This is a genomic window from Actinomycetospora sp. (assembly GCF_036497245.1).
GTDB lineage: Bacteria > Actinomycetota > Actinomycetes > Mycobacteriales > Pseudonocardiaceae > Actinomycetospora.
The window spans coordinates 13,398-36,044 of the sequence record NZ_DASXJS010000218.1 but is presented as its reverse complement, the minus strand read 5'-3'; the positions used below and the strand labels follow the sequence as shown (position 1 = coordinate 36,044).

Here is a 22,647-nt window from a genome sequence, read left to right as displayed (position 1 = left end):
TCGCTGGTCAACAGGACCTCGCGCGGCCCGAACATGGCCAGGTGCTTGCGGTACAGCAACCCGATGTTGTCCGGCACGGTCTGCGCGGTGTTGATGTCGTGGGTGACGATCAGGAACGTCGAGTCGGTCTGCGCGTTCAGGTCAATGATCAACTGGTTCAGGTACGCGGTACGCACCGGGTCCAGGCCCGAGTCCGGCTCATCGAACAGGATGATCTCCGGGTCCAGCACCAGCGCCCGCGCCAGGCCGGCCCGCTTGCGCATGCCGCCGGAGATCTCCCCCGGCAGCTTGCGCTCGTCGCCCACCAAGCCGACCATCGTCATCTTCTCCATGACGATGTCGCGAACCTCGGACTCGCTCTTCTTGGTGTGCTCGCGCAGCGGGAACGCGATGTTGTCGAACAGGTTCATCGACCCGAACAGCGCGCCATCCTGGAACAACACCCCGAACAGCTTCCGGATCTCATAGAGCCGGTGCTCGCTGCACCGGACCAGATCCGTGTCGTGAATGAAGATCGAGCCCTTCTCCGGCTTCAGCAGCCCGATGATGGACTTCAGCAGCACCGACTTACCGGTCCCCGAAGGACCCAGCAGCACACTGATCTCCCCCGCGGGCAGCGTCAGCGTCACGTCGGACCAGATGTTCGAGCTCCCGAACGACTTCGAGAGGTTCTTGATCCCGACCTCGACGCCACCCATTGAGTTCCTCCCGGCCTGGTGTCCGACTCCGTCGCGACGCATCGGCCGCAGCGCGATGTCGCGTTGTGCGCCGAGCGACGGCGCAACCCCCCGAAGAGTCGGGCATCACAGCGTCAACGACGGGCGCAGGGCGAGGTTACTGGACGGGTAACTCCGGTCACCCATTGAGTCCTCCCCCCCAGGGGGGACAGCCACACAGCGCAGGCGGCTGTGCCCCGGCGAGGCCGTTTTCGCTGGTACGAACGGTGCACACACGAAAGGGCGGGGTCCGCGTGGGACCCCGCCCTCTCGTGGCGGTGCAAGAGCCCGTACCCCTTCAGGGAGACGGGCGGAGCGGTCGGATCAGGTCAGGCTGATCTTGGCGCCGGACTCCTCGAGCTTCGCCTTCGCGGCCTCGGCGGCCTCCTTGGTGACGCCCTCGAGGAGCGCCTTCGGGGCGCTCTCGACGAGCTCCTTGGCCTCCTTGAGGCCCAGCCCGGAGACGACCTCACGGACGACCTTGATGACCTGGATCTTCTTGTCGCCCGCGGAGTCGAGGACGACGTTGAACTCGTCCTTCTCCTCCTCGACCGGGGCGGCGGTACCGCCGGCGGCCGGGGCGGCCGCAGCGGCGACCGGGGCCGCGGCGGTGACCTCGAAGGTGTCCTCGAACTTCTTCACGAACTCCGAGAGCTCGAGCAGCGTCATGTCCTTGAAGGCGTCGAGCAGCTCGTCGGTGGACAGCTTCGCCATGGTGGGGCGTTCCTTCCTGCGTGGGTGGTGGGCGGGTCGTCGACGCGCCCGGGGGCCGGGGCCGGTGCGTGCCCGGCCCGGTGGATCAGGACTCGGCGTCCTCGGTGGCCTTGGTGGCCTCGGTGGCCTCGGTGGCCTCGGTGGCGGGCTCGCCGCCACCCTCGTTCTGGCGCTTCTCCTGCAGGGCCGCCGCGAGGCGGGCGATCTGCGAGGCGGGCGCGTTGAACAGGCTCGCGGCCTTGGCGAGGTTGCCCTTCATGGCGCCGGCGAGCCTCGCCAGCAGGACCTCGCGGGAGTCCAGGTCGGCCAGCTGGTCGACCTCGGCGGCGGAGAGCGCACGGCCCTCCATGTAGCCGCCCTTGACCACGAGCGCCTTGTTGTCCTTCTGGAACGCGCGCAGCGCCTTGGCGGCGTCGACGGGCTCACCGGAGACGAACGCGATCGCGGTCGGTCCGACGAGCAGGTCGTCGAGACCCTCCACACCTGCGTCGGCGGCAGCGCGCTTGACCAGGGTGTTCTTCGCGACGGTGTAGTTGACGTCGGAACCCAGCGAGCGCCGCAGCTGCGTGATCTGCTTCATCGACAGGCCCCGGTACTCGGTGACGACCATGGCCGAGGCATCGCGGAACTCCGCGGTGATCTCGGCGACGGCGGCCACCTTCTCGGCGGCCGGTGCACGTTCGGCCATCCGCGCCTCCTTTCCTCACTCGGGCGTTGGTGATTCGTCCGCACGGTCACGCCGGGGAGGAGCCCTGTAGGGACGCCTGAGGCCATGAAAAAAGCCCCGTGCGCAGGGGCACGGGGCTGGATGTCTCGGCGGGCCGTGGGCCCGCGCACATCGCTGCCTCGTTCTCCTGCGCGGGTCGTCCGGTGAGGGACCTTCGTCCTCCCGGCAACGGCCTCGGCGGCTGCACCAGGAGGAGACCAGCGGTCTCGGGTGGAACTCGGTGACGATGCCGGCGGAACCTGGGTACAGGACCCACCGGGCTTGTCGCCACCAGGCTACGCGACGGCCCGGGCCACCCCGACGAGCGGGGTGACCCGGGCCGGTCGTCGCGCCTGGGTGGGTCTCAGGCGTTCTCGGTCGAGGTGAGGTTCCGCGTGCGGCTCGGGTCCACCGGGATACCGGGGCCCATCGTGGTCGTCACGGTGATCTTCTTGACGTAGCGACCCTTCGCCGCGGCCGGCTTCGCCCGGAGGATCTCGTCGAGAGCTGCCCCGTAGTTCTCGACGAGCTTCTCCGCGTCGAAGCTGGCCTTGCCGATGACCAGGTGGAGGTTCGCCTGCTTGTCGACGCGGAAGTTGACCTTCCCGCCCTTGATGTCGGAGACGGCACGGGCCACGTCCGGAGTGACCGTGCCGGTCTTCGGGTTCGGCATGAGGCCGCGGGGGCCGAGGATGCGGGCGACCCGCCCGACCTTCGCCATCTGGTCCGGCGCGGCGACGGCGGCGTCGAAGTCCAGCCAGCCGCCCTGGATGCGCTCGATGAGGTCGTCCGAGCCGACGACGTCGGCGCCGGCGTTCTCCGCCTCGGTGGCCTTGTCACCGGTCGCGAAGACGATCACCCGGGCGGTCTTGCCGGTGCCGTGCGGGAGGTTGATGGTGCCGCGCACCATCTGGTCGGCCTTGCGGGGGTCGACGCCGAGCCGCATGGCGACCTCGACCGTCGCGTCCATCTTCGTCGCCGAGGTCTTCTTGGCGAGCTCGACGGCCTCGAGGGGCGCGTAGAGCGCGTCCTCGTCGATCAGTTCGGCTGCCTGGCGGTAGGCCTTGCTGCGCTTCATGAGCTGTCCTTCGGTCTTTCCCAGATTCTGGGCGTTTCGCGGATCAGGTGTGGTTCCGGGCGGCGCGCGCCCTCCCACGGGACTCCGGCGGGTGTCAGCCGGAGACGGTCAGGCCCATCGACCGGGCGGTCCCGGCGATGATCTTCGCGGCCTGGTCGAGGTCGGTCGCGTTGAGATCGGCCATCTTGGTCTGGGCGATCTCGCGGACCTGTGCGTCGGTCACCGAGCCGACCTTCTTGGTGTGCGGCGTCGCGCTCCCCGAGGGGACACCCGCGGCGGCCAGCAGCAGCTTGGCTGCGGGTGGCGTCTTGAGCGCGAAGGTGAAGGAGCGGTCCTCGAAGATCGAGATCTCGACCGGCACGACCTGACCACGCTGCGCCTCGGTGGCCGCGTTGTAGGCCTTGCAGAACTCCATGATGTTGACGCCGTGCTGGCCCAGCGCGGGGCCGACGGGCGGCGCGGGCGTCGCCGCGCCCGCCTTGATCTGCAGCTTGACGACTGCGGACAGTCGCCTCTTCTTCGGGGGCATCCCTACAGCTTCCTCACGTTCTCATCGGGGCAACCGGCCGCGTCCGGACCGCGGACCGGCGTCGCCCCCGGCGCCATCACGGCGCCGGGGGACGGCTCGGTGGTGCTACTCAGATCTTCGAGACCTGGTTGAACCCGAGCTCCACCGGGGTCTCCCGGCCGAAGATCGAGACCAGGACCTTGACCTTCTGGGCGTCGACGTTGACCTCGGAGATGCTCGCCGGGAGCGTCGCGAACGGGCCGTCCATGACGGTGACCGACTCGCCGACCTCGAAGTCCACCTCGACCGGCGACGGGGTACCCGCAGCGGCGGAACCGGCGGCCGCGTCGCTGGTGCCCTTGGCCTTCTTCGGCGTCTCCTGCCGCGGGAGCAGGAACTTGACGACCTCGTTGAGCGTCAGCGGCGAGGGCCGCGACGTCGCACCGACGAAGCCGGTGACGCCGGGGGTGTTGCGCACCGCGCTCCACGAGGCGTCGTTGAGGTCCATCCGCACGAGGATGTACCCGGGCAGCACCTTGCGCTGGACCTGCTTGCGCTGCCCGTTCTTGATCTCGGTGACCTCTTCGGTCGGCACCTCGACCTGGAAGATGAAGTCCTCGACGTCGAGCGTCTGCACGCGCGTCTCGAGGTTGGTCTTCACCTTGTTCTCGTAGCCGGCGTAGGAGTGCACGACGTACCAGTCGCCGGGCGCCAGGCGCATGGAGGCCTTGAGGGCCTCCACCGGATCCTCGGGCTCCTCCTCGGCCGCCACCTCCTCGGCGGCGCCCTCCTCCTCGGCGGCGGCCTCCTCCTCGGCGGCCTCCTCGACGACGGCCTCCTCGACCGCCGCGCCCTCGGCCCCGACGGCGGACTCGTCCGCGTCCGTCACCGCCTGGGCCGGCAGCTCCGAGGCCTCGTCGTCGGACGGCACGCCGAGCGCGGCACGCGCGGTGGCCAGATCGGCCTGCGGGTCCACCTCGGCGGCGTCCTCGTCGACGTCCTCGTCCGCGTCCTCGCGCGCCCGGGCGGCGGCCTGCGCCACCTGGGCGTCATCGAGGGTGGCCGGCGCCTCCTCGGTGCTCAGGTCCGAGCCCTCGCGCACCATGACGCCGCGCGTGCGGGACTCGGCGACGAGCTCGGGCTCGCCGTCGTTCCCGTGCTCGCCTACTTCTCCGGAGGTCACTTCTCGTCTCACTTCCTTCGGGTGCGCGGCCCTCCCGCGCGGTGGTGCCGGCCGGCGTGGTCCCCGGCCGGGACCGGTCGGGACACGGGTCAGCCGAACAGGGCGAAGGTGAGCTTCTGGAACCCGACGTCCAGCAGCCCGACCAGCGTGACCATGAACGCGACGAACACCAGAACGACCACCGTGTAGACGACGATCTGGCGCCGCGTCGGCCAGTGGACCTTGCGCAGCTCCGCGACGACCTCGCGGAGGAACCGCCGCAACCGGGCGATCGCCGAGCCCTCGGACGATCCCGAGCGGCCGTCGCGTGCGGGTGTGGGGGCGCCCTTGTCCCCGCGGGCCGGGTCGACCCGGGTGCTCCCCCCGGTCTCGTCACCGTCGGCCGCACCGCGGCGGCGTCGGCCTGCCGCGGTGACGGGGCGGGACGGGTCGTCGGACCGCCCGGCGCCGTCGGCACCGGGGCGACGCCGTCCGCCCGTGTCCTCGCTCACTGTTCCGTCCTCACCCCGGCTCGTCTGTTCACCGTGTCCGTGCCGCGGGCGGCCCGGAATGCAGGGGCGACAGGACTTGAACCTGCAACCTGCGGTTTTGGAGACCGCTGCTCTGCCAATTGAGCTACGCCCCTGTGGCGACCCGTCGGGAGTCGCCCGGACGGCGGAGTTCTCGCACGGCACGCGCTCACCACAGTGCACGCACGCCGAGACCGAGGACCCGTCGTCCCGTGCATCGATCGTACGGCACCCCTGCTGTGGACCCTCGCCCCGGCCCTGCGACCGGGGACGCGGAAGGCGGAATCACCTCGCCGGAGCGGGGAGGGTGTCTGCCAGAATCCGGGGCATGACCGCAGTCACGTCCTCCGGGTCCTCGGACCTCGCCCCGGCCGCCACCGACCGCCGCATCTCCGCGCGCATCGGAGGCATCGCGGAGTCGGCGACGCTCGCGGTGGATGCGAAGGCGAAGGCACTCAAGGCCGCAGGCCGACCGGTCATCGGCTTCGGCGCGGGCGAACCGGACTTCCCGACCCCGCAGCCGGTCGTCGACGCCGCCGTCGCCGCGTGCGGCGACGCGAAGAACCACCGCTACTCCCCCGCGGGCGGGCTCCCGGAGCTCCGCGAGGCGGTCGCCGCCAAGACGCTGCGCGACTCCGGCTGGCAGGTGAAGCCCTCCCAGGTGCTCATCACCAACGGCGGCAAGCAGGCCGTGTTCGAGGCGTTCGCGACGATCGTCGACCCCGGCGACGAGGTGCTCCTCCCCGCGCCGTTCTGGACCACCTACCCCGAGGCCGCGCGCATGGCCGGGGGCGACCCGGTGCAGGTCGACGCCGACGCCTCCACCGGGTTCCTGCCGACCGTCGAGGCCCTCGAGGCCGCCCGCACCCCGCGCACCAAGGTGCTGCTGTGGTGCTCGCCGTCCAACCCCACCGGAGCGGTCGCCCCGCGGGAGCTGGTCGAGGCCATCGGGCGCTGGGCCGCCGAGCACGGCATCTGGGTGATCGCCGACGAGATCTACGAGCACCTCGTCTACGACGGGGCCGAGCACGTCTCGATGCCCGTCGCCGTCCCCGAGATGGCCGACCGCTGCATCGTCGTCAACGGGGTCGCGAAGACCTACGCGATGACCGGGTGGCGCGTCGGCTGGCTCATCGGCCCGGAGGACGTGGTCAAGGCCGCCGCGAACATGCAGTCCCACCTGACCTCGAACGTCTGCAACGTCGCGCAGCGCGCCGCCCTCGCGGCCGTGTCCGGCTCGCTCGACGCGGTCGACGAGATGCGGGCGGCCTTCGACCGCCGCCGCCGCACGATCGTCGAGATGCTCTCCGCTATCGACGGCGTCGAGTGCCCGACCCCGCGCGGCGCCTTCTACGCCTACGCCGACGTCCGGGGGCTGCTCGGGCGCGAGCTGCGTGGCGCGCGCCCGCAGACCTCGGTGGACCTGGCCGCCGCGATCCTCGAGCACGCCGAGGTCGCGGTGGTGCCCGGCGAGGCCTTCGGGACCCCCGGCTACTTCCGGCTGTCCTACGCACTGGGAGACGACGACCTGCGCACGGGGGTCGGCCGCATGGCCGAGCTCCTCGCCGAGATGTCCTGACCGACCACCTCACGCGCGGCCGGGGGCGAGCCCGGTCGCCGCGGTGAGCACCGACCATCTCGGCGAGAGGACAGCGTGGGCGGCGGGGATCGAGTGCGGCGGACGTGGACGGCCTGCGTGATCGTGGGTGTCCTGGCGGTCACCGGCGCGGGCGTGGCGGCGGCGAATCCGGGCGGCGGGGGTGACTCGCCCTACGTGGCGCTCGGTGACTCCTACACCGCGTCCCCGCTGACCGGTACCAACGCGGGGCCACCGCCGGGCTGCTTCCGCTCGGTGAACAACTACCCCCACCTGACGGCGACCGCGCTGGGCGCGACCCTCACCGACGTCAGCTGCTCCGGAGCCACGAGCAAGGAGTTCTCCACGGCGCAGCAGACGGATGCGGGGACCAACCCGGCGCAGTACTCCGCGTTGGCGGAGGACACGAAGCTCGTCACCGTCGGCATCGGCGGCAACGACATCGGGTTCTCCGAGATCGTGAAGAGCTGCCTGAGCGCGACGCCGTTCGGCTCGCCCTGCAAGGACCGCTACACCGCGGGCGGCACCGACGAGCTCCGCCAGCGCATCAACGCGCTCGGCGGCAAGCTCGCGACCGTCCTCAAGGAGGTCCACCGCCGCTCCCCGGACGCCCGTGTCGCGCTGGTCGGCTACCCCGCGGTGCTCCCGGCGACCGGCCCCGGCTGCTACCCCGCCGTGCCGATCAGTCCCGGGGACGTCGCCTACCTGCGCGGCGTGCTCGCCGATCTGAACACCCGCATCCAGCGCAGCGCGGGCGCCGGCAGGGCGACGTTCGTGGACACCTACGCCTCGACCGTCGGGCACGACATCTGCCAGGTACCCGGGACGAAGTGGATCGAGGGGCTCGTCCCCACGGCGCCCGCGTTCCCGGTGCACCCGAACGCCCTGGGCTCCGCGGCACTGTCCCGCGCGGTGGTCTCGGCGCTGGGCGGCCCGTCCAGCTCCGACTGAGCCGGAGCCGCGGACCCGCGGCCGCTAGCGCAGGACCGCGAGGGCCTTGCCGAGGACGCCCTTGCCGTCGGGACCGGTGGCGGTCACGGCGAGGGTGACCGTGCCGTCGTCGTCGACCGCCTTCACCTTCGCGCCGAACTCGACCGAGGCGCCCTCGTCGTCGTCCGGGACCACGACGGGCCGGGTGAAGCGGGTGGAGAAGGAACGAACGGCGGCCGGGTCGCCCGCCCAGTCCGCGACGTACTGCGCGGCGAGGGCCATCGTCAGCATGCCGTGGGCGATGACGCCCGGCAGGCCGACGTCGACCGCGGTGCGCTCGTTCCAGTGGATCGGGTTGAGGTCCCCGGAGGCGCCCGCGTAGCGCACCAGGTCCGCCCGGGTCAGCGGCACGGTGCGGCCGGGGATCTCGTCGCCGACGACGACGTCGGGGAGGCTCATGAGCTCGCCCCGGAGTCTTCCCCCGTCGCTTCGCTCGCCCCGGCTCGCCCGACCAACGTCGCCGTACTCACCAGCACCGTCGCGCCGTCGGGATCGGTGACGTCGCAGCGGAAGGTGACGACGTCGTTGCCCGCGAGCTCGCGGATCTCGTCGACGCTCACGACGGTGGTGAGGACGTCCCCGGCGACCACCGGGCGGTGGAGCTCGAAGGACTGGTCGCGATGGACGACGCGGGTGAAGTCCAGGCCCAGGGCCGGGTCGTCCACGACCTCACGCGTCGCCTCCCAGGTGAACACCACCGGGAACGTGGGCGGCGCGATCACCCCGGTGTGGCCCGCCGCGCGTGCGGCGTCCTCGTCGGTGTGCACGGGGTCGGTCGCGCCGACGGCCCGGGCGAACTCACGGATCTTCTCCCGGCCGACCACGTAGGTGCGCGGCGGCCAGGTGCGTCCGACGAAGGAGGCGTCGAGCGGCACGGCGGTGCGTGTCTTCCGGAGCTCAGCGGGTCTCGCGGTGCCCGCGGTGCGTGCCGCAGTGCGAGCAGAACTTCTTCAGCGAGAGCCGGTCGGGGTCGTTCCGCCGGTTCTTCTTGGTGATGTAGTTGCGGTTCTTGCACTCCTCGCACGCGAGCGTGATCTTGGGGCGCACATCGGTCGTGGCCATGGGGAGTGTCCTTTCGGTACTACGACTACGTCGTGTCTGTTTTGGTAGCGGTGGCCGGACTTGAACCGGCGACACAACGATTATGAGCCGTTTGCTCTGCCACCTGAGCTACACCGCCACAGTGCTGCCAGGGACCGGACGGGCCGGTCCTCGACATGGGAGTAACCGGCGGGGCGTCCCGCCGGTTCCCTGGCACCGAGCCCCTTTACGGAATCGAACCGTAGACCTTCTCCTTACCATGGAGACGCTCTGCCGACTGAGCTAAAGGGGCCAGTCTTCCCGCCGGTCAGGCGGCTCCGGAACTCTCCGGCGCCGTCCCCGCGGGTGGCCTCCAGCGTACACAGGGCCCGTCGACGCCCGAGGTGGCACCCCCGTCGCGCGCGAGGGAGTCGAGCCACTGGTCGAGGTGGCCCGCGGACAGCGGACGGGACACCAGATAGCCCTGCGCGACGTCGCAGCCCATCTCCGCCAGGGCGGTGCGCACGGCGCAGTCCTCGACGCCCTCGGCGACCACGGTGAGCCCCAGCGTGTGACCCATCTCGACGATCGCGCGGACCACCGCGGCGTCGCCGGTCTCGGTGCCCATGCCGAGGACGAAGCTCTTGTCGATCTTCACCTGGTCGACGGGGAGGTGGCGCAGATGGGCGAGCGAGGACTGCCCGGTACCGAAGTCGTCCACCGCCAGCCGGCATCCCATGACGTGCAGCAGGCGCAGCGCGGGCATCGCGTGCTCGCGCTCCGCGGACACCCCGCCCTCGGTGACCTCGAGGGTCAGCATGTCCGCGGGCACCCCGTGGCGGGCGAGGGCCTCGGCCACCAGCGGGGGGAACGAGTCGTCGAGCGAGCCGACCGACACGTTGACCGCGACGGAGAGCCGCAGGCCCCGGTCGAGCCAGCGCCGGGCGGCGGCGAGGGCCTCGTCGAGCACGAAGGCCGTGAGACCCGCGATCTGCCCGGTCGCCTCGAGCACGGGGACGAACTCGTCAGGCAGCAGGGCGCCCAGGTCGGGGTGCTCCCATCGCGCGAGCGCCTCGACCCCGAGGACCGTGCGGGCCTCGAGCGAGACGGTGGGCTGGTAGTGCACGCGCAGGCTGCCGTCGGCGACGGCGGGGGCGAACCCGCGGATCAGCGCGAGCCTGCGGTCGGCCCGCTCGCCCATCCTCGGTTCGTAGCAGCGGACCGGGCTGCTGCCTCCGAGCCGCGCGGCGGACAGCGCGATGTCGGCCCGGGCGAGCAGCCGGGAGGCGACCACCGCACCGTCCACCTCGGCCGCGAGCGCCGGCGTCCCGGCCACGGCGACGCCGACCAGCACGGGCGCCTCGAACGGGATGCCCTCCACCACGAAGGGCCGGACGAGGTGCTCGCGCATCTCCTGGGCGCTGGCGTGGGCGGCCGGGCCGTCGACGCCCGCGACGACGACCGCGTAGGTGTCGCCCTCGAGCCGTGCCGCCAGGCGCGCGCCGGGAGCCACCTCGGCGGCGCGCTCGCTCGCGCAGACCGCGGCGAGGCGCCGGGCCGCGAGGGCCACGAACTCGTCACCGCGGGCGTGGCCGAGGGTGTCGTTGACCTGGTCGAGCAGCCCGAAGGAGACGACGGCGATCGCGCCCGAGCCGCCCTGCACCTCGTCCGCGGCGGCCTGGAGGAAGCCGGGCCGGTTCAGCAGCGTGGTGAGCGGGTCACGGTGGGCGTCGCGGCGCAGCCGGGCCTCGAGGCGGCTGTTCTCCACCTCCGCGCCGACCTGGCGGGCGACCGTCGCGAGCAGGGCCAGTTCTCCCCGCACCACCGACCGCGTCGGTCCGCGCCAGCACTGCGCCCCGATCCGCGACGGATCATGCACCTCGAGGACGCCGTGCCGGGACCGCACCACTTCGGGAACGGCGCCGGCCTCGGCGGCCTCGCCCACCTCCGGGGCCGCAATGGGCGCGACGAGGACCTCGGTCGCGTCCGCCGCGGCCATCCAGCACCCGACGGCCGCAGGCGCCGTGCGGCGGTGCCAGCGCGACGCGCCGCGGCCGGCCCGGAACGCCTCGGCGGGCGCGCCCGGCTCACCGCCGGCCGGCGGCTCGCCCGCCCGTTCCCGGAGGGGGCCGACGGTGAGGACGACCCGGCGCGCCCCGTAGCGCAGGCGCAGGGCCTCGGCGATCTCCCGGGCCGCCACCCGGCCGTCGTCGGTCCGACGCGCCACGGCGTGGGCCGCGATCGAGGAGCCGACGACGCCGAGCGTCCGCAGGTCCCGGGTCCGGCGCCTCCGGGCGTTGCGCACCAGCGACACCGCGGCGACGGCGAGACCCACCGCGAGGACCACCGCAGCGAGGACGCCCGCGGCCGCGCTCACGAGGCGAGGGCGGGCTGCGCGTGGGACGGACGGTCCACGGACGCCTCCTCCCGCCTGGCCCGGCGGACCTGGTTGCCAGTCATCCGATCGGGTACCAGCTCACTCTACGCAAGAATCCTGACGGTAGCAGTCGTCCATTCATCACTCGTAAGCACTAATATCGCCTCTGATACACGATGTTCTCGTTCGTTTCGTGACTGAGCGTCCGATCCGCCGAGGTCGCACGTCCATCCGGTGGCATCGCGCACCGGCACGGACGTGACCCGGCACGACCCGGGCGGCCCTGGTGGGATGGTCGACGGTGGAGGTCCGGCTCCGGCGGGCGGGGGCCGGCGCGGCGGAGGAGGAACCCATGTCCCTGGACCCGGCACGGCCGGCGGCGGGCGGCGACGACGGGGCAGCCGCCGGCGGCGGCGCACCGACCGCAGGCATCGTCGCCACCGGCAGCGAGTTGCTCGCCGGCCGGGTGCGCGACGCCAACGGTCCGTGGATCGCGGAGCGGCTGGGCGAGCTCGGGATCGACGTCACGCAGATCCTCCTCGTCGGCGACCGTCCGGACGAGATGGAGTCGGCGCTGCGCTTCCTCGCCGGGTCCGGCGTCGACCTCGTCGTCACCAGCGGCGGCCTCGGCCCGACCGCGGACGATCTCACCGCGGCCGTCGTCGCCGACGTCACGGGCCGCCCGCTCGAGCTCGACGAGCACATGGAGAAGGTGGTCGGCGACATCATCGCGAAGTTCGCGGACCGGCTCCGCTGGGACGCCGACGCCCTGGCGGAGGCGAACCGCAAGCAGGCGCTCGTCCCGCGAGGGGCGACGGCGATCCGCCCCGCGGGCACCGCGCCGGGGCTGGCGGTCCCGCCGGGCGAGGGCCCCGACGGCTACCCGCCGTCGGTGCTGGTGCTCCCCGGGCCGCCCCGCGAGGTGCAGGCGATGTGGGCCGACGCCCTCACGACCGCCCCGCTGCGCGCCCTGCTCGAGCGCACCGCACCGTTCGCCGAGACCCACCTGCGGCTCTTCGGCGTCCCCGAGTCCGACATCGCCGCCACCCTGCGCACGGTGGGCGAGCACACCGACCTGGGCCGCCTCGAGATCACGACCTGCCTGCGGGACTTCACTCTCGAGGTCGACCTGCGCCGCCGCCCCGACGACGAGGCCGCCCTGGCCGCCCACGACGCCGTCGTCGCCGAGATCGACGCCCGCCACGGCCGCGCGGTGTTCTCCCGGACCGGGGAGACCATCGACGAGATCGTGTTCGGTCTGCTGGCGGGGCGGAGCATCGCCACCGCGGAGTCGTGCACCGGCGGGCTGCTCGCGGGGCGGCTGACCGCGCCCGCCGGGGCCTCCGGGCACGTGCAGGGCGGCGTCGTCTCGTACTCGAACGAGGCCAAGGAACACCTGCTCGGCGTGCCGCACGAGCTGCTCGAGACCCACGGCGCGGTGTCCCCGGAGGCGGTGCACGCCATGGCGGCCGGCGCGCTGGAGCGCTTCGGGGTCGACGTCGCGGTCGCGATCAGCGGCGTCGCGGGCCCCGGCGGCGGCACGGCGGAGAAGCCTGTCGGCTACGTGTGCTTCTCGGTGCGCACCGCCGACGGCCGGGAGATCGCCCGCGATCCGGTCCTGCCGGGCGAGCGGGGTGACGTCCGGGAACGCTCGGTCGTCCTCGCCATGCACCTGGTGCGGCGGATCCTCGCCGAGGGGTGAGGCGTCTCAGGCGGTGAGGCCGCGGAAGAAGCGGATGATCTGGTTGATCGCGTCGCCGATCGCGGCGAAGATCGTGCGCACGGTGGCCGCGGCGTTGTCCGGCTGCGCGATCACGAAGTACAGGATGATCGCGACGACCACCAGGATCAGCACGAGGCGCAGGCGCGCGTTCATCGAGTCCTTTCGTGGCGTCCCCGGACCCGGCGGACCCGGGCGAGCACCGACCGTAACGTGATCGTCCCGGCGCCGAGGGCAGTTCGGACATCGTGTCGCGCACCCCGGCGACGTCCCCCGTCCGGCCCAGCCCACGCGGACGGGCAGGATGTCGACCATGACCGGCGAGCGCATGACCGGGTTCACCCGTGGGGCCCTCAGCTTCGACGTCGCCGACGGCGGCCCCCCGGACGCGGACGAGACCGTGCTGCTCCTGCACGGCTTCCCCCAGACGTCACGGAGCTGGGGCCCGGTGGCCGAGCGGCTGCACGGGGCCGGGCTGCGCACGCTCGCGCCCGACCAGCGCGGCTACTCCCCCGGGGCGCGCCCCTCCGGACGGGCGGCCTACCGGGTCGAGCACCTGGTCGACGACGCCGCGGCACTCATCACCTCGTCCGGCGCCGGATCGGTGCACGTGGTCGGGCACGACTGGGGCGCCGTGGTGGCGTGGGCCCTCGCCGCGCACCGCCCGGAGCTGGTGCGCACCGTCACCGGCGTCTCGGTCCCGCACGCCGCGGCCTTCCTGCGCGGGATGCTGCACGGACCCCAGCTGCTGCACTCCTGGTACATGGGGGCCTTCCAGCTCCCGTGGCTGCCGGAGACGCTGCTCGGCGACGAGGCCAGGATGGCCGCGATCCTGCGACGCACCGGAGCGGGCGCCGAGGCCGCACGCCGGGACGCCGCCGCCCTCTCGGGCGCGATGACGGGTCCGATCAACTGGTACCGGGCGCTGCCCCTGGCCGCGCCCGCCTTCACCCGCCGCCCGGTCCAGCGCCCGTCGCTGATGGTCTGGAGCGACGGCGACGAGTTCATCACCCGCAGCGCCGTCGATCAGAACCCGCGCTTCGTCCTCGCCCCCTACCGGCTCGAGGTGCTCCCCGGGGTCAGCCACTGGATCCCGGAGGAGGCCCCGGAGCGGCTCGCGGACCTGGTCCGGGCCCACGTCGGGAGCTGACCGGGACACCAGCACAACGTATAGTAGGTTACGATCTTGATCTGAGGTCCGACCCGTCGTCCCGGAGGCCCCGCATGGCCCGCACGGCCTCGCCCGCCGACTTCTTCGGCGCCGCGATGGGCCTGCTCGCCGGGCCGGGGCTGCCCGCCCTGCGCATCGGCAGGCTGTGCCGCGAGGTCGGGGTCACCAGCGGGAGCTTCTACCACCACTTCGGCAACTGGGACGGGTTCGTCGCGGCCCTGCTCGACCACTGGGCCACCGAGGAGGTCGACCGCCTCCTCGACCTGGTGCGCCGCGAGAAGGATCCGGTGGAGCGGGTCGAGCTCCTCAAGGGCCTCGCCCTGACCGTGCCGCACGACGCCGAGACCGCGATCCGCCGCTGGGCAGGCACCGACGAGGTCGTGGCGGCCGCCCAGCTGCGGGTGGACGACCGACGCCGCGAGGCGGTGCGCGAGGTGCTCGCCCCGCTGATCGCCGACGAGCAGCTCACCGCCACCCTCGCGGAGGTCGGGTTGAGCCTGCTCGTCGGCCACCAGCAGCTCCACGGCGGCGGCCCCGCCGTGGACCTCGCCGCCCAGCTCGACCAGTTCGCCCTGCTCGTGCGCACGCATGCGGTCGTGGTCGCCGCCGACGCCTGACCCGCCCCGCTACCGGTTGAGCGTGATCGGCAGCGACTTCACGGCGTTGACGAAGTTGCTGGTCAGGCGGGAGGGCTCGCCCACCTCGAAGTCGGGGGCCACGGTGAGCAGCCGACGCCAGATCTCCTGCAGCTGGGTCCGGGCGAGCATGTTGCCCATGCAGAAGTGCGGACCGCCGCCTCCGAAGCCCTGGTGCGGGTTCGGGTCGCGGGTGACGTCGAAGGACAGCGGGTCGGTGAACACCTCGGTGTCGCGGTTGCCCGACTCGTAGAACATGACGACCTTGTCGCCCGCCGCGATGCGCTGTCCGCGGATCTCGGTGTCCTCGGTGGCCGTGCGACGGAAGGTCAGCACCGGGCTCGCCCAGCGCACCATCTCCTCGACGGCGCTCGGCAGCCGTCCGTCGAGGTCGTCGATCAGCAGGCGTCGCTGGTCGCGGAAGTCGGTGAGCGCCATCGACGCGTGGGCGATCGTGTTCCGCGTCGTGTCGTTCCCGGCCACCGAGAGCAGGACGAAGAAGGCGCCGATCTCCTCGTCGGTGAGCTTGTCCCCGTCGACCTCGGCCTGCACCAGGTTGGTCATGAGGTCGTCGCGCGGGTTGTTCCGCCGGTCGTCCGCGGCTTCCAGCCCGGGGCCGATGAGCCCGATGAGCGCGTTGTTCATGAGCTCGAGCGGGTTGTCGATGCCGTGCGCGGCCCGGACGTCGGCGTCGTTGCCACTCACGAGGAGGTCGGCGTTGTCGGCCAGGGCGTCCTGCTGGTCGGCCGGGAGCCCCATCATGTCGTAGATCATCCACATGGGGAGGCGCCGGCAGACGAGCTGCACGAAGTCGCCGTCCCCGTGGTCGAGCAGCTCCTCCACGATCATGTCGGCGCGCTCGCTGATCCGGTTCTCGAGCTTGGCGACCTGCTTCGGCGTGAACGCGGACCCCACCAGCTTGCGCAGCTTGGCGTGACGCGGCGAGTCCATCGCGAGGAAGGACTGGCTGGCCTCGAGGAGGTCCTCCGGTGCATCCATGAACTGGACGCCCTGGCCGGAGCAGAAGATCTTCGGGCTCTTGGAGACGGTGGCGATGTCCTCGTGACGGACGACGGCCCAGAAGCCCGGGTCCTCGGGGTTCTCCATGATCCCCTCGGCCGGGCGGTGCCAGCTGACCGGACGGTCCGCCCGCAACGGCGCGAACGACTCCTCGCGCTCCGCCGTCGAGCGCGCCCAGAAGTCGAGGGACGACAGGTCGACGGGGTCGTACTCGGGCTTGTCGCTCGTCGCGGTGTCCGCGGTCGTGGTCATCCGTCGCCTCCGGGGCCGGTTCGTCGAGTGCGCGCGGGCCGGCGGGGACCCACGGGGAGCGTCGTCGGGACCATAACGTGCATCATGCTACGGCGCGAGCCACGTCACGGTGCGACGTGACCACCACCGGTGACGGTGGGCGTGCGGCCCGACCCGACCACCCCCGCCCGTGAGTCGGTGCACAGGCCCTGCCGGACGCTCGGCGCGGACCCGTAGCGTCACGGGCCACGTCCCGACACCCGCGAGGTGGCCGATGGCCGACCCGAGAGTGGATCCCCGACGGGCGCGCGCCCGGGTGCAGCGCCACCGCGAGGCGCCGCGCCGCGAGCGCACGTTCCCGCCGATGATCGAGTACGCCGCGCTCGCCGGGCTGCCCGTACCCGTCCGTTTCGTCCTCTCGACGGCCGCGCTGCCGCTCGAGGTGGTCGTGACCGGGGTCCGGGTACTCAAGGACGTGGAGGTCCTCCTCGGCGAGCTCGGCACCCAGCTGCGCGCCCTGCGGCCCGCCGTGGAGGCGATCGGCGAGGCGTACGCGGACGGCTACATCCCGGTCGTCGACACCGTCGGTGATCTCGTCGGCGACGCCGCCGAGGAGACCCGCACCCTGGGCGGCGTCGTGCTCGCCCCCGTCACCGCCGTCCGCGACGTGTTCTTCCCCGCGGCCGGGCCGGCCGTGGAGGAGGATCTGCCCCTCGACGATCCACCGCAGGCGGAGTCGGCGGAACCGGACGGCGAGTCGCTCCTGGGCTGGGCGCGACGGCAGTCGGGGGCGTGGCTCGGGCCGTTCAGCGACCGCTGATCCTCCCGCCGACCGGACGCGCCCGTCGGAGCGGTCTCCTGCCGCGGGATCCCTGACCGAGGGGGCGGTCCCGGCTCCGTCGTCAGTCGTGCCGGGTGACGCGCACCGTGTTCGCGTCGAGGTCGACCGCGGCGTCGCGAGGCTGCGGCGGTTCGACGAGAGCGGACGACGCCTCGTCGTACCGCTCCTGCTTCTGGCGCATGCCGGGCATGTACCCGGGGACCTGCCCGAGGCTGGAACCCGCGCCGAGGCCGTCGGCGCCCGGACCGGCGGCGTCGGGGTCACGACGCCGGTAGGTCGACCGAACGGCGGCCACGACGACGAGGACGGCGATGACGACGCCCAGGATGATCGCGATCATGGCGCGCTCCCTCCTGCAGCGAGCCGATGATGGCGACGCCGCTGTATTCGGATCTTACCCGCCGATCGCCGCGGACGGCGCGGACCCGAGGTGGTCGCCAGGGTGACCAGCGGTGGGTTCTGCTCGACGGCCGACCGAGCGGCCGGAGCGATCCTCGCGAGAAAAAAGGCCGGTCCCGCTCCTGAGCGGCTCCCCGTCGCCAGGAGCAGGACCGGCCTTCGGTGGGGCCACGACGATCCCCCGAGACCGTCGGTGACCTGCTGTCATGAGCGTGCCCGGCCCCTGACGTGCGGAAACGCCTTCATGATCGATGAATCGGTTCAGGACCCGTCGTTGCCGCGACGGTGCACGCGGAAGCGCCGGTGCCGGTCCGGAGCGTCCCTCACTGCATCGGTGGCTCGCGGAACGCCGGGTCCCACGGTGCGTCGGGCGGGGTGGCCGGACCGTCGCGGCCCACGCTGCGGGCCAGGGTGGACCCGGCGGTGAGGTGCTGGACGACCGCGTGGAGGTTGTGCCCCGCCTGGGTCGTGGGGACCGCGTCGAGATCGACCGTGCGCAGCAGCCGGACCATCCCGTCGAGCACGTGGGCGATCTCGCCGGCCAACTGGGGCTTGCCGCTCTCCGGCACCTCACCCTCGGCGCCCTCGGAGTCCGACCCCTTCTGCAGAGCACTCGCGGCTTCGCGCAGTGCGGTCACGGCGACGGTCTCGGCGTCGGTCATGGTCCGAGACTCTGCCCTGCCGACCGGGCGCGGTGTGAGGTCAGTCGGCGGGCGGCCGCCCGGCGAGGACCTGGCGCGCCACGTCGACCAGTGGCGTACCCGTGTCGCGGGCGATCGCCCGGAGGGTCTCGGCGGCTTCACGGATGTCGACGTCGAGCCGCGCCGACAGTGCGCCCTCGGCCTGGAGGATCGCGGCGGGGAGGTACCGCTCGGTCGCGACGGCATCGTTGAACACAGTGCGCTCCACACGGCATCGGGTCCCCGACGACGGCGGCAGGGATTGACACTGACAGCGGCGGGGGCCGGGCCGGCATCTCCGATGATGGTCGAGGTGGCCTCGCCGCATCAACATCCATCCGGTTGAGGTCAACTGGACTGCTCGACCGAGCCGACTCTCCGCCGTTCGTCGGGGTGGGCGTCGTCGCGTTGGAGGCGGACGCTCATCCCGGGTCGAGCGAGCCGTCGAGGACGGCCTTCGCGGCAACCGCCAACGGCTGGTGGGTGTTCCTGGCGTGGCGGCGGAGCCGTGCGAAGGCAGCCTCGAGCTCCACCTCGTGGCGCTCGGCGAGGACGCCCTTGGCCTGCTCGATGACGATCCTGCTCGTGAGCGCCTGTTGCAGCTGGTCCTTGACGGTCTCGACGTCGCGGTGCGCCCGGCGGTGCAGGATGCCGATGGCCGCGGCGGTGGCCAGGAAATGGGCGATCCGCTCATCGGCGGCGGGCATGGGTCCCGCCCTCGTGCGGAACAGGTTGAGACCGCCGACGACCTGCCCGCGCAGGGCAACGGGTTCGGCGTGCGCCGCACGGAAGCCCTCGGCGCGGGCCTGCGCGACGAAGTCCGGCCAGCGTCCGACGTCCTGCTCGAGGTCCACACACGACACGGCCTTGACCACCTTCACGGCATCGAGGCACGGGCCCTCGCGGATCATGACCTGCAGTCGTTCGAGGTTCGCGCTGCCGTCATGGGTCGCTGCCACGGGGACCAGTCGACCCTCGTCGTCGATCAGCAGCATCCCGGCCGCGTCCACGTCGAGCAGTTCGGTGCACGCCGTGGTCAGTGTGTAGAGCATGTCGGCCACGTCGAAGTCGTCGCGCAACGTGTCGGTGAGCGCGACCACCACCTCGGCGATCAGCTCATCCCTGGGCACAGTCACGAACCGGATTATGGGCCTCGTGCGCGTCGGGACCTAACGGTGACCCGCCTCGACGCTGCGCACCCGTGCACATGCCGTACCTGTGCACCGACCTACGAGTCCGCGTGCTCGCGGGCAGGCCCCGCCCGCAGGGCCCTCCCCCCCGCCAGCACCGCGAGTGCGGCCGCGTGGACCGACACACCGAGCACCGATGCGTGGAGGCGCAGCGTCTCGGCGGCTTCGCCGACAGTCACCCCTCGCAACTCGCCCAGCAACACCTCGGCACGCCCGATGTCCCGGCGCGCCTGTTGTCCCTCGCGTCTGCCCATCGGTCCCCCACCCCGTCGGCGCCGCTCCCACCACCTGAGGGAGCGCTGATCGGCGAGGTCCGGGCCGTCAGTGACGATCATCACATGCGCGCCGCGGCAGATCCATCCCACGCTCGCGCACACACGCACCGGGAGCCCCGGCGCTCCACCGTGGCAGCCAGGGCCATCCGACGTTCCTGCTGGTCGGCAAGGCCCTCGGCAGGCCTGCTAGCCGCCGTCGGACTCGACGTACCGAGCGCGGAGGTCCTTCTTGAGGATCTTGCCGGAGGCATTCCGCGGCAGCTCGCCGACGATGTCCACCGACCGCGGCCGCTTGAACCCGGCGATCCGCTCCTTGGTCCATTCCAGGAGCTCGTCCGGGTCGATCGTCTCGCCCTCGCCCGCCACGACGATGGCCTTCACCGTCTCGCCCCACCGATCGTCGGGAACGCCGATGACGGCGACGTCCGCCACGGCCGGGTGCTGCGCGACGACGTTCTCGACCTCGATCGGATACACGTTCTCCGCGCCGGTGACGATCATGTCCTTGATCCGGTCGGTGAGGAACAGGTAGCCCTCGTCGTCGAGGTAGCCGCCGTCGCCGGTGCGGAACCACCCGTCCGCGGTGAGCGCCTTCTGGGTCTCCTCGGGCCGCTGCCAGTAGCCCGCGGTCACCTGGGCCGAGCGGATCCAGATCTCACCGACCTCGTTCGCGGGCTGGTCCTTGTCGTCCGCGGTGTCGACGACCTTGAGCTCCACCCACGGGTAGGCCCGGCCGGCCGAGCGCATGAGGTGGGCACGCGGACCGTCGGGGTCGTGGTCCTCGGGCTCGAGCTGGGTGATCGCGCCGGTCGTCTCCGTGGAGCCGTAGACCTGGAACAGCGGGACACCGAAGGTCGCGATGACCTTGTTCAGCACGGCGCCGGTGATCGGCGAGGCGCCGTAGGCGACGGCCCGCAGCTTCGACCAGTCGCGATCGGCGGCGCCCGGCACCTGGCAGAGGAACTGGAGCACCGCCGGGACCAGGAACGCGTTCGTGATCCCTTCGTGCTCCATGGTGTCGAGGAGCTGGTCGGGAACGATGTCGGCGACGAGGACCACGCGCGCCCCGAACGCCAGACAGACCAGCGCGAACCCGGATCCGCCGATGTGGAACAGCGGCATGGCGACCATGCCCACCGACTGGTCGTCGAAGCTCCAGTGCCCACCCACCGAGAGCAGGGCCCCGAAGTTGTGGTGCGAGAGCAGCACGCCCTTCGCGCGGCCCGTCGTGCCCGAGGTGTAGAGCTGCAGGACGGCGTCCTCGGCGGTCGCATCCGTCGCGGGCTCGGTCCGTTCACCGAGGCCGCCCACCCAGCCCTCGTAGTCCTCGCCGACCACGAGGACGCGCCGGCCCGGACGCTCGAGCTTCTCGCGCAGCGCGGCGAAGTCCGGGCCGAGGACGACGAGCCCGGCCTCGGCGTCGTCGGAGAGGTCGATGAGCTCGGCCGGGGTGAGCCGCAGGTTGAGCGGTGCAACTGCAGCGCGGACGGCGGCCGCGGCGAAGAGCAGCTCGAAGAACTCGACCGCGTTCTTGCCGATCCACACCACCCGGCCGCCCTCGCCGACCCCCAGCTCGCCCAGGCCGGTGGCGATCCGCGCGGACCGCTCCTCGAGTTCGGCGTAGGTCACCGCGCGGTCGCCGCCGGTGAGCGCCGTGACCTCGGCCCGGTCGCGGGCGTGGTCGCGGACGATGTCGGTGAGGCGGAACGGGGCCACGGCACCTCCAGAGAAGGAACGGCCAGATCGGGCATCCGGTGACAGCGGACACAGCGGGACGCGGCACCGTAACCGGAGCGGCCGACGCCACGGAAGAGTCAGGGTTGACCGTTACGGGGCGACGCAGGGAGGCTTACCCGGCAGTAGCACGTTCGGACGGGAGGAGCCCCGGGTGGAGCGCACGATCTTCAACGACGAGCACCAGGCCTTCCGGGAGATGGTGCGGGACTTCCTGGAGAAGGAGGTCGCGCCCCATCACGCGGACTGGGAGACCCAGGGTCACGTCAGCCGCGACGTCTGGCTCGCGGCGGGCAAGACCGGCCTGCTCGGTCTCGACGTCGAGGAGCGCTTCGGCGGCGGCGGATCCGACGACCTGACGTTCCTCTGGATCCTCTCCGAGGAGATCGCCCGGGGCGGGTTCTCCGGGCTGGGGTTCCCGCTGGCCAACGACGTCGTCACCCCGTACCTCACGGAGCTCACGACCGAGGAGCAGAAGGAGCGCTGGCTCCCCCGCTTCTGCTCCGGCGAGATGATCACTGCGATCGCGATGACGGAGCCCGGCACCGGCTCCGACCTGCAGGGCATCCAGACCCGTGCGGTGCGCGATGGTGACGAGTGGGTCATCAACGGCGCGAAGACGTTCATCACCAACGGGATCATGAGCGACCTCGTGATCGTGGTCGCCAAGACCGATCCCGAGGCCGGGTCGCACGGCTTCAGCCTCATCGCCGTCGAGCGGGACACCCCCGGCTTCGAGCGCGGCCGCCACCTCGACAAGATCGGGATGACCGCGCAGGACACCGCCGAGCTGTCGTTCACCGACTGCCGCGTCCCCGCCGCCAACCTCATCGGCGGGGAGGGGCAGGGCTTCGTGTCCCTGATGCAGAACCTGCCCCGCGAGCGGATGTCGATCGCGATCGCGTCGACGGCGGGCGCCGAGAAGGTCCTCGAGGACACGATCGCCTACGTCAAGGACCGCAAGGCCTTCGGCCGGCCGATCGCGTCGCTGCAGAACACCCGGTTCAAGGTCGCGGAGCTCACGACGAAGCTGGCCGTGACCCGCGCGTTCGTCGACCGCTGCATCACCGAGCTGAACGCGAAGAAGCTCGGCCCGGCCGACGCGTCCATGGCGAAGTACTGGGCGACGGAGACCGCCAAGGAGGTCATCGACCAGTGCCTCCAGCTGCACGGCGGTTATGGCTACATGCGCGAGTACCCGGTCGCGAAGGCGTTCCTGGACAACCGCGTGCAGACCATCTACGGCGGAACCACCGAGATCATGAAGGAGATCATCGGGCGGATCGTCCTCGCCTGAACGGTCAGCCCTGACCGCTCAGGCATGACAGCAATGGCCCATTGCTGTCATCTGAC

Annotated in this window: 26 protein-coding genes and 3 tRNA genes; 7 read left to right on the top strand and 22 right to left on the bottom strand. The window is 72.1% G+C overall.

The window, feature by feature from the left end; all coding sequences use genetic code 11:
- From VGI02_RS23220 to VGI02_RS23185, 8 genes are all read right to left on the bottom strand, one after another.
- On the bottom strand, positions 1 to 698 hold a 698-nt coding region (locus VGI02_RS23220; RefSeq protein ID WP_331631308.1), incomplete at its 3' end, for an ABC transporter ATP-binding protein.
- Between the two features lie 342 nt (positions 699 to 1,040).
- Positions 1,041 to 1,430, bottom strand: a complete 390-nt coding sequence (gene rplL, locus VGI02_RS23215) for a 50S ribosomal protein L7/L12 (protein ID WP_331631306.1) — start codon at positions 1,428 to 1,430, stop codon at positions 1,041 to 1,043.
- A gap of 85 nt (positions 1,431 to 1,515) precedes the next feature.
- Positions 1,516 to 2,118: a 50S ribosomal protein L10 gene (rplJ, locus tag VGI02_RS23210; protein WP_331631305.1), complete on the bottom strand. Its 603-nt coding sequence runs from the start codon at positions 2,116 to 2,118 to the stop codon at positions 1,516 to 1,518.
- Between the two features lie 382 nt (positions 2,119 to 2,500).
- Positions 2,501 to 3,214: a 50S ribosomal protein L1 gene (gene rplA / locus VGI02_RS23205; protein WP_331631303.1), complete on the bottom strand. Its 714-nt coding sequence runs from the start codon at positions 3,212 to 3,214 to the stop codon at positions 2,501 to 2,503.
- Between the two features lie 94 nt (positions 3,215 to 3,308).
- On the bottom strand, positions 3,309 to 3,743 hold the full coding sequence (gene rplK / locus VGI02_RS23200; protein WP_331631301.1) for a 50S ribosomal protein L11: 435 nt from the start codon (positions 3,741 to 3,743) through the stop codon (positions 3,309 to 3,311).
- A gap of 109 nt (positions 3,744 to 3,852) precedes the next feature.
- Entirely contained in the window at positions 3,853 to 4,827 is a 975-nt protein-coding gene (gene nusG, locus VGI02_RS23195; RefSeq protein ID WP_331631311.1) for a transcription termination/antitermination protein NusG, read from the bottom strand.
- A gap of 167 nt (positions 4,828 to 4,994) precedes the next feature.
- On the bottom strand, positions 4,995 to 5,396 hold the full coding sequence (secE, locus tag VGI02_RS23190) for a preprotein translocase subunit SecE (protein ID WP_331631299.1): 402 nt from the start codon (positions 5,394 to 5,396) through the stop codon (positions 4,995 to 4,997).
- Between the two features lie 61 nt (positions 5,397 to 5,457).
- A tRNA-Trp gene (locus VGI02_RS23185) sits at positions 5,458 to 5,530 on the bottom strand.
- A gap of 212 nt (positions 5,531 to 5,742) precedes the next feature.
- Here VGI02_RS23185 and VGI02_RS23180 point away from each other — a divergent pair.
- Both VGI02_RS23180 and VGI02_RS23175 read left to right on the top strand, forming a co-directional pair.
- Positions 5,743 to 6,993, top strand: coding sequence for a pyridoxal phosphate-dependent aminotransferase (locus tag VGI02_RS23180; RefSeq protein ID WP_331631297.1), 1,251 nt, complete (start codon positions 5,743 to 5,745; stop codon positions 6,991 to 6,993).
- A gap of 117 nt (positions 6,994 to 7,110) precedes the next feature.
- Positions 7,111 to 7,962: an SGNH/GDSL hydrolase family protein gene (locus tag VGI02_RS23175; RefSeq protein WP_331631295.1), complete on the top strand. Its 852-nt coding sequence runs from the start codon at positions 7,111 to 7,113 to the stop codon at positions 7,960 to 7,962.
- Between the two features lie 24 nt (positions 7,963 to 7,986).
- Here the strand turns inward: VGI02_RS23175 and VGI02_RS23170 are convergent, their stop codons facing one another.
- The 6 genes from VGI02_RS23170 to VGI02_RS23145 form a co-directional block, all read right to left on the bottom strand.
- Positions 7,987 to 8,400 (bottom strand): MaoC/PaaZ C-terminal domain-containing protein, encoded by a 414-nt coding sequence (locus tag VGI02_RS23170; protein WP_331631293.1) that lies wholly within the window; start codon positions 8,398 to 8,400, stop codon positions 7,987 to 7,989.
- The gene (locus VGI02_RS23165) at positions 8,397 to 8,876 is read right to left on the bottom strand and encodes an FAS1-like dehydratase domain-containing protein (protein WP_331631291.1); all 480 of its coding nucleotides are present in this window, start codon (positions 8,874 to 8,876) and stop codon (positions 8,397 to 8,399) included. Before VGI02_RS23165 ends, VGI02_RS23170 begins: the two co-directional genes overlap by 4 nt.
- A 22-nt stretch (positions 8,877 to 8,898) precedes the next feature.
- Positions 8,899 to 9,063 carry a 50S ribosomal protein L33 gene (gene rpmG, locus VGI02_RS23160; RefSeq protein WP_331631289.1) on the bottom strand — a complete coding sequence of 55 codons (165 nt, stop codon included), beginning with the start codon at positions 9,061 to 9,063 and terminating at the stop codon, positions 8,899 to 8,901.
- A gap of 42 nt (positions 9,064 to 9,105) precedes the next feature.
- Positions 9,106 to 9,181: transfer RNA gene (locus VGI02_RS23155), tRNA-Met, on the bottom strand.
- 80 nt (positions 9,182 to 9,261) lie between these two features.
- Positions 9,262 to 9,334, bottom strand: a tRNA-Thr gene (locus tag VGI02_RS23150).
- 15 nt (positions 9,335 to 9,349) lie between these two features.
- Positions 9,350 to 11,398, bottom strand: a complete 2,049-nt coding sequence (locus VGI02_RS23145) for a putative bifunctional diguanylate cyclase/phosphodiesterase (RefSeq protein WP_331631287.1) — start codon at positions 11,396 to 11,398, stop codon at positions 9,350 to 9,352.
- 352 nt (positions 11,399 to 11,750) lie between these two features.
- Here VGI02_RS23145 and VGI02_RS23140 point away from each other — a divergent pair, with 352 nt between their 5' ends.
- On the top strand, positions 11,751 to 13,100 hold the full coding sequence (locus VGI02_RS23140; protein ID WP_331631285.1) for a competence/damage-inducible protein A: 1,350 nt from the start codon (positions 11,751 to 11,753) through the stop codon (positions 13,098 to 13,100).
- Positions 13,101 to 13,106: 6 nt separating this feature from the next.
- Here VGI02_RS23140 and VGI02_RS23135 read toward each other — a convergent pair whose 3' ends face one another.
- Positions 13,107 to 13,274 (bottom strand): hypothetical protein, encoded by a 168-nt coding sequence (locus VGI02_RS23135; RefSeq protein ID WP_331631283.1) that lies wholly within the window; start codon positions 13,272 to 13,274, stop codon positions 13,107 to 13,109.
- Between the two features lie 157 nt (positions 13,275 to 13,431).
- Between VGI02_RS23135 and VGI02_RS23130 the strand changes: the two genes are divergently transcribed.
- Together VGI02_RS23130 and VGI02_RS23125 are read left to right on the top strand one after the other, a co-directional pair.
- Positions 13,432 to 14,268 (top strand): alpha/beta fold hydrolase, encoded by an 837-nt coding sequence (locus VGI02_RS23130; RefSeq protein ID WP_331631281.1) that lies wholly within the window; start codon positions 13,432 to 13,434, stop codon positions 14,266 to 14,268.
- A 74-nt stretch (positions 14,269 to 14,342) separates the two neighbouring features.
- Positions 14,343 to 14,906 carry a TetR/AcrR family transcriptional regulator gene (locus VGI02_RS23125; protein WP_331631279.1) on the top strand — a complete coding sequence of 188 codons (564 nt, stop codon included), beginning with the start codon at positions 14,343 to 14,345 and terminating at the stop codon, positions 14,904 to 14,906.
- 9 nt (positions 14,907 to 14,915) lie between these two features.
- On the opposite strand, the gene VGI02_RS23120 is transcribed toward VGI02_RS23125, so the two are convergent.
- Positions 14,916 to 16,196: a cytochrome P450 gene (locus tag VGI02_RS23120; protein ID WP_331631277.1), complete on the bottom strand. Its 1,281-nt coding sequence runs from the start codon at positions 16,194 to 16,196 to the stop codon at positions 14,916 to 14,918.
- Positions 16,197 to 16,449: 253 nt separating this feature from the next.
- Here VGI02_RS23120 and VGI02_RS23115 point away from each other — a divergent pair, with 253 nt between their 5' ends.
- Positions 16,450 to 16,995: a hypothetical protein gene (locus VGI02_RS23115; protein WP_331631275.1), complete on the top strand. Its 546-nt coding sequence runs from the start codon at positions 16,450 to 16,452 to the stop codon at positions 16,993 to 16,995.
- 82 nt (positions 16,996 to 17,077) lie between these two features.
- Here the strand turns inward: VGI02_RS23115 and VGI02_RS23110 are convergent, their stop codons facing one another.
- The 6 genes from VGI02_RS23110 to VGI02_RS23085 form a co-directional block, all read right to left on the bottom strand.
- Entirely contained in the window at positions 17,078 to 17,356 is a 279-nt protein-coding gene (locus VGI02_RS23110; RefSeq protein WP_331631273.1) for a hypothetical protein, read from the bottom strand.
- A 382-nt stretch (positions 17,357 to 17,738) separates the two neighbouring features.
- Entirely contained in the window at positions 17,739 to 18,077 is a 339-nt protein-coding gene (locus VGI02_RS23105; RefSeq protein WP_331631271.1) for a hypothetical protein, read from the bottom strand.
- Positions 18,078 to 18,117: 40 nt separating this feature from the next.
- A complete protein-coding gene (locus VGI02_RS23100) occupies positions 18,118 to 18,312 on the bottom strand; it encodes an ANTAR domain-containing protein (RefSeq protein WP_331631269.1) in 195 nt (64 codons plus the stop codon).
- A gap of 205 nt (positions 18,313 to 18,517) precedes the next feature.
- The gene (locus tag VGI02_RS23095; protein ID WP_331631267.1) at positions 18,518 to 19,231 is read right to left on the bottom strand and encodes an ANTAR domain-containing protein; all 714 of its coding nucleotides are present in this window, start codon (positions 19,229 to 19,231) and stop codon (positions 18,518 to 18,520) included.
- 92 nt (positions 19,232 to 19,323) lie between these two features.
- A complete protein-coding gene (locus VGI02_RS23090) occupies positions 19,324 to 19,464 on the bottom strand; it encodes a hypothetical protein (RefSeq protein ID WP_331631265.1) in 141 nt (46 codons plus the stop codon).
- A gap of 282 nt (positions 19,465 to 19,746) precedes the next feature.
- Positions 19,747 to 21,276, bottom strand: a complete 1,530-nt coding sequence (locus VGI02_RS23085) for a long-chain-fatty-acid--CoA ligase (protein ID WP_331631263.1) — start codon at positions 21,274 to 21,276, stop codon at positions 19,747 to 19,749.
- Between the two features lie 172 nt (positions 21,277 to 21,448).
- On the opposite strand from VGI02_RS23085, the gene VGI02_RS23080 reads away from it, so the two are divergent.
- The gene (locus VGI02_RS23080) at positions 21,449 to 22,591 is read left to right on the top strand and encodes an acyl-CoA dehydrogenase family protein (RefSeq protein ID WP_331631261.1); all 1,143 of its coding nucleotides are present in this window, start codon (positions 21,449 to 21,451) and stop codon (positions 22,589 to 22,591) included.
- The last annotated feature ends 56 nt before the right edge of the window (positions 22,592 to 22,647 follow it).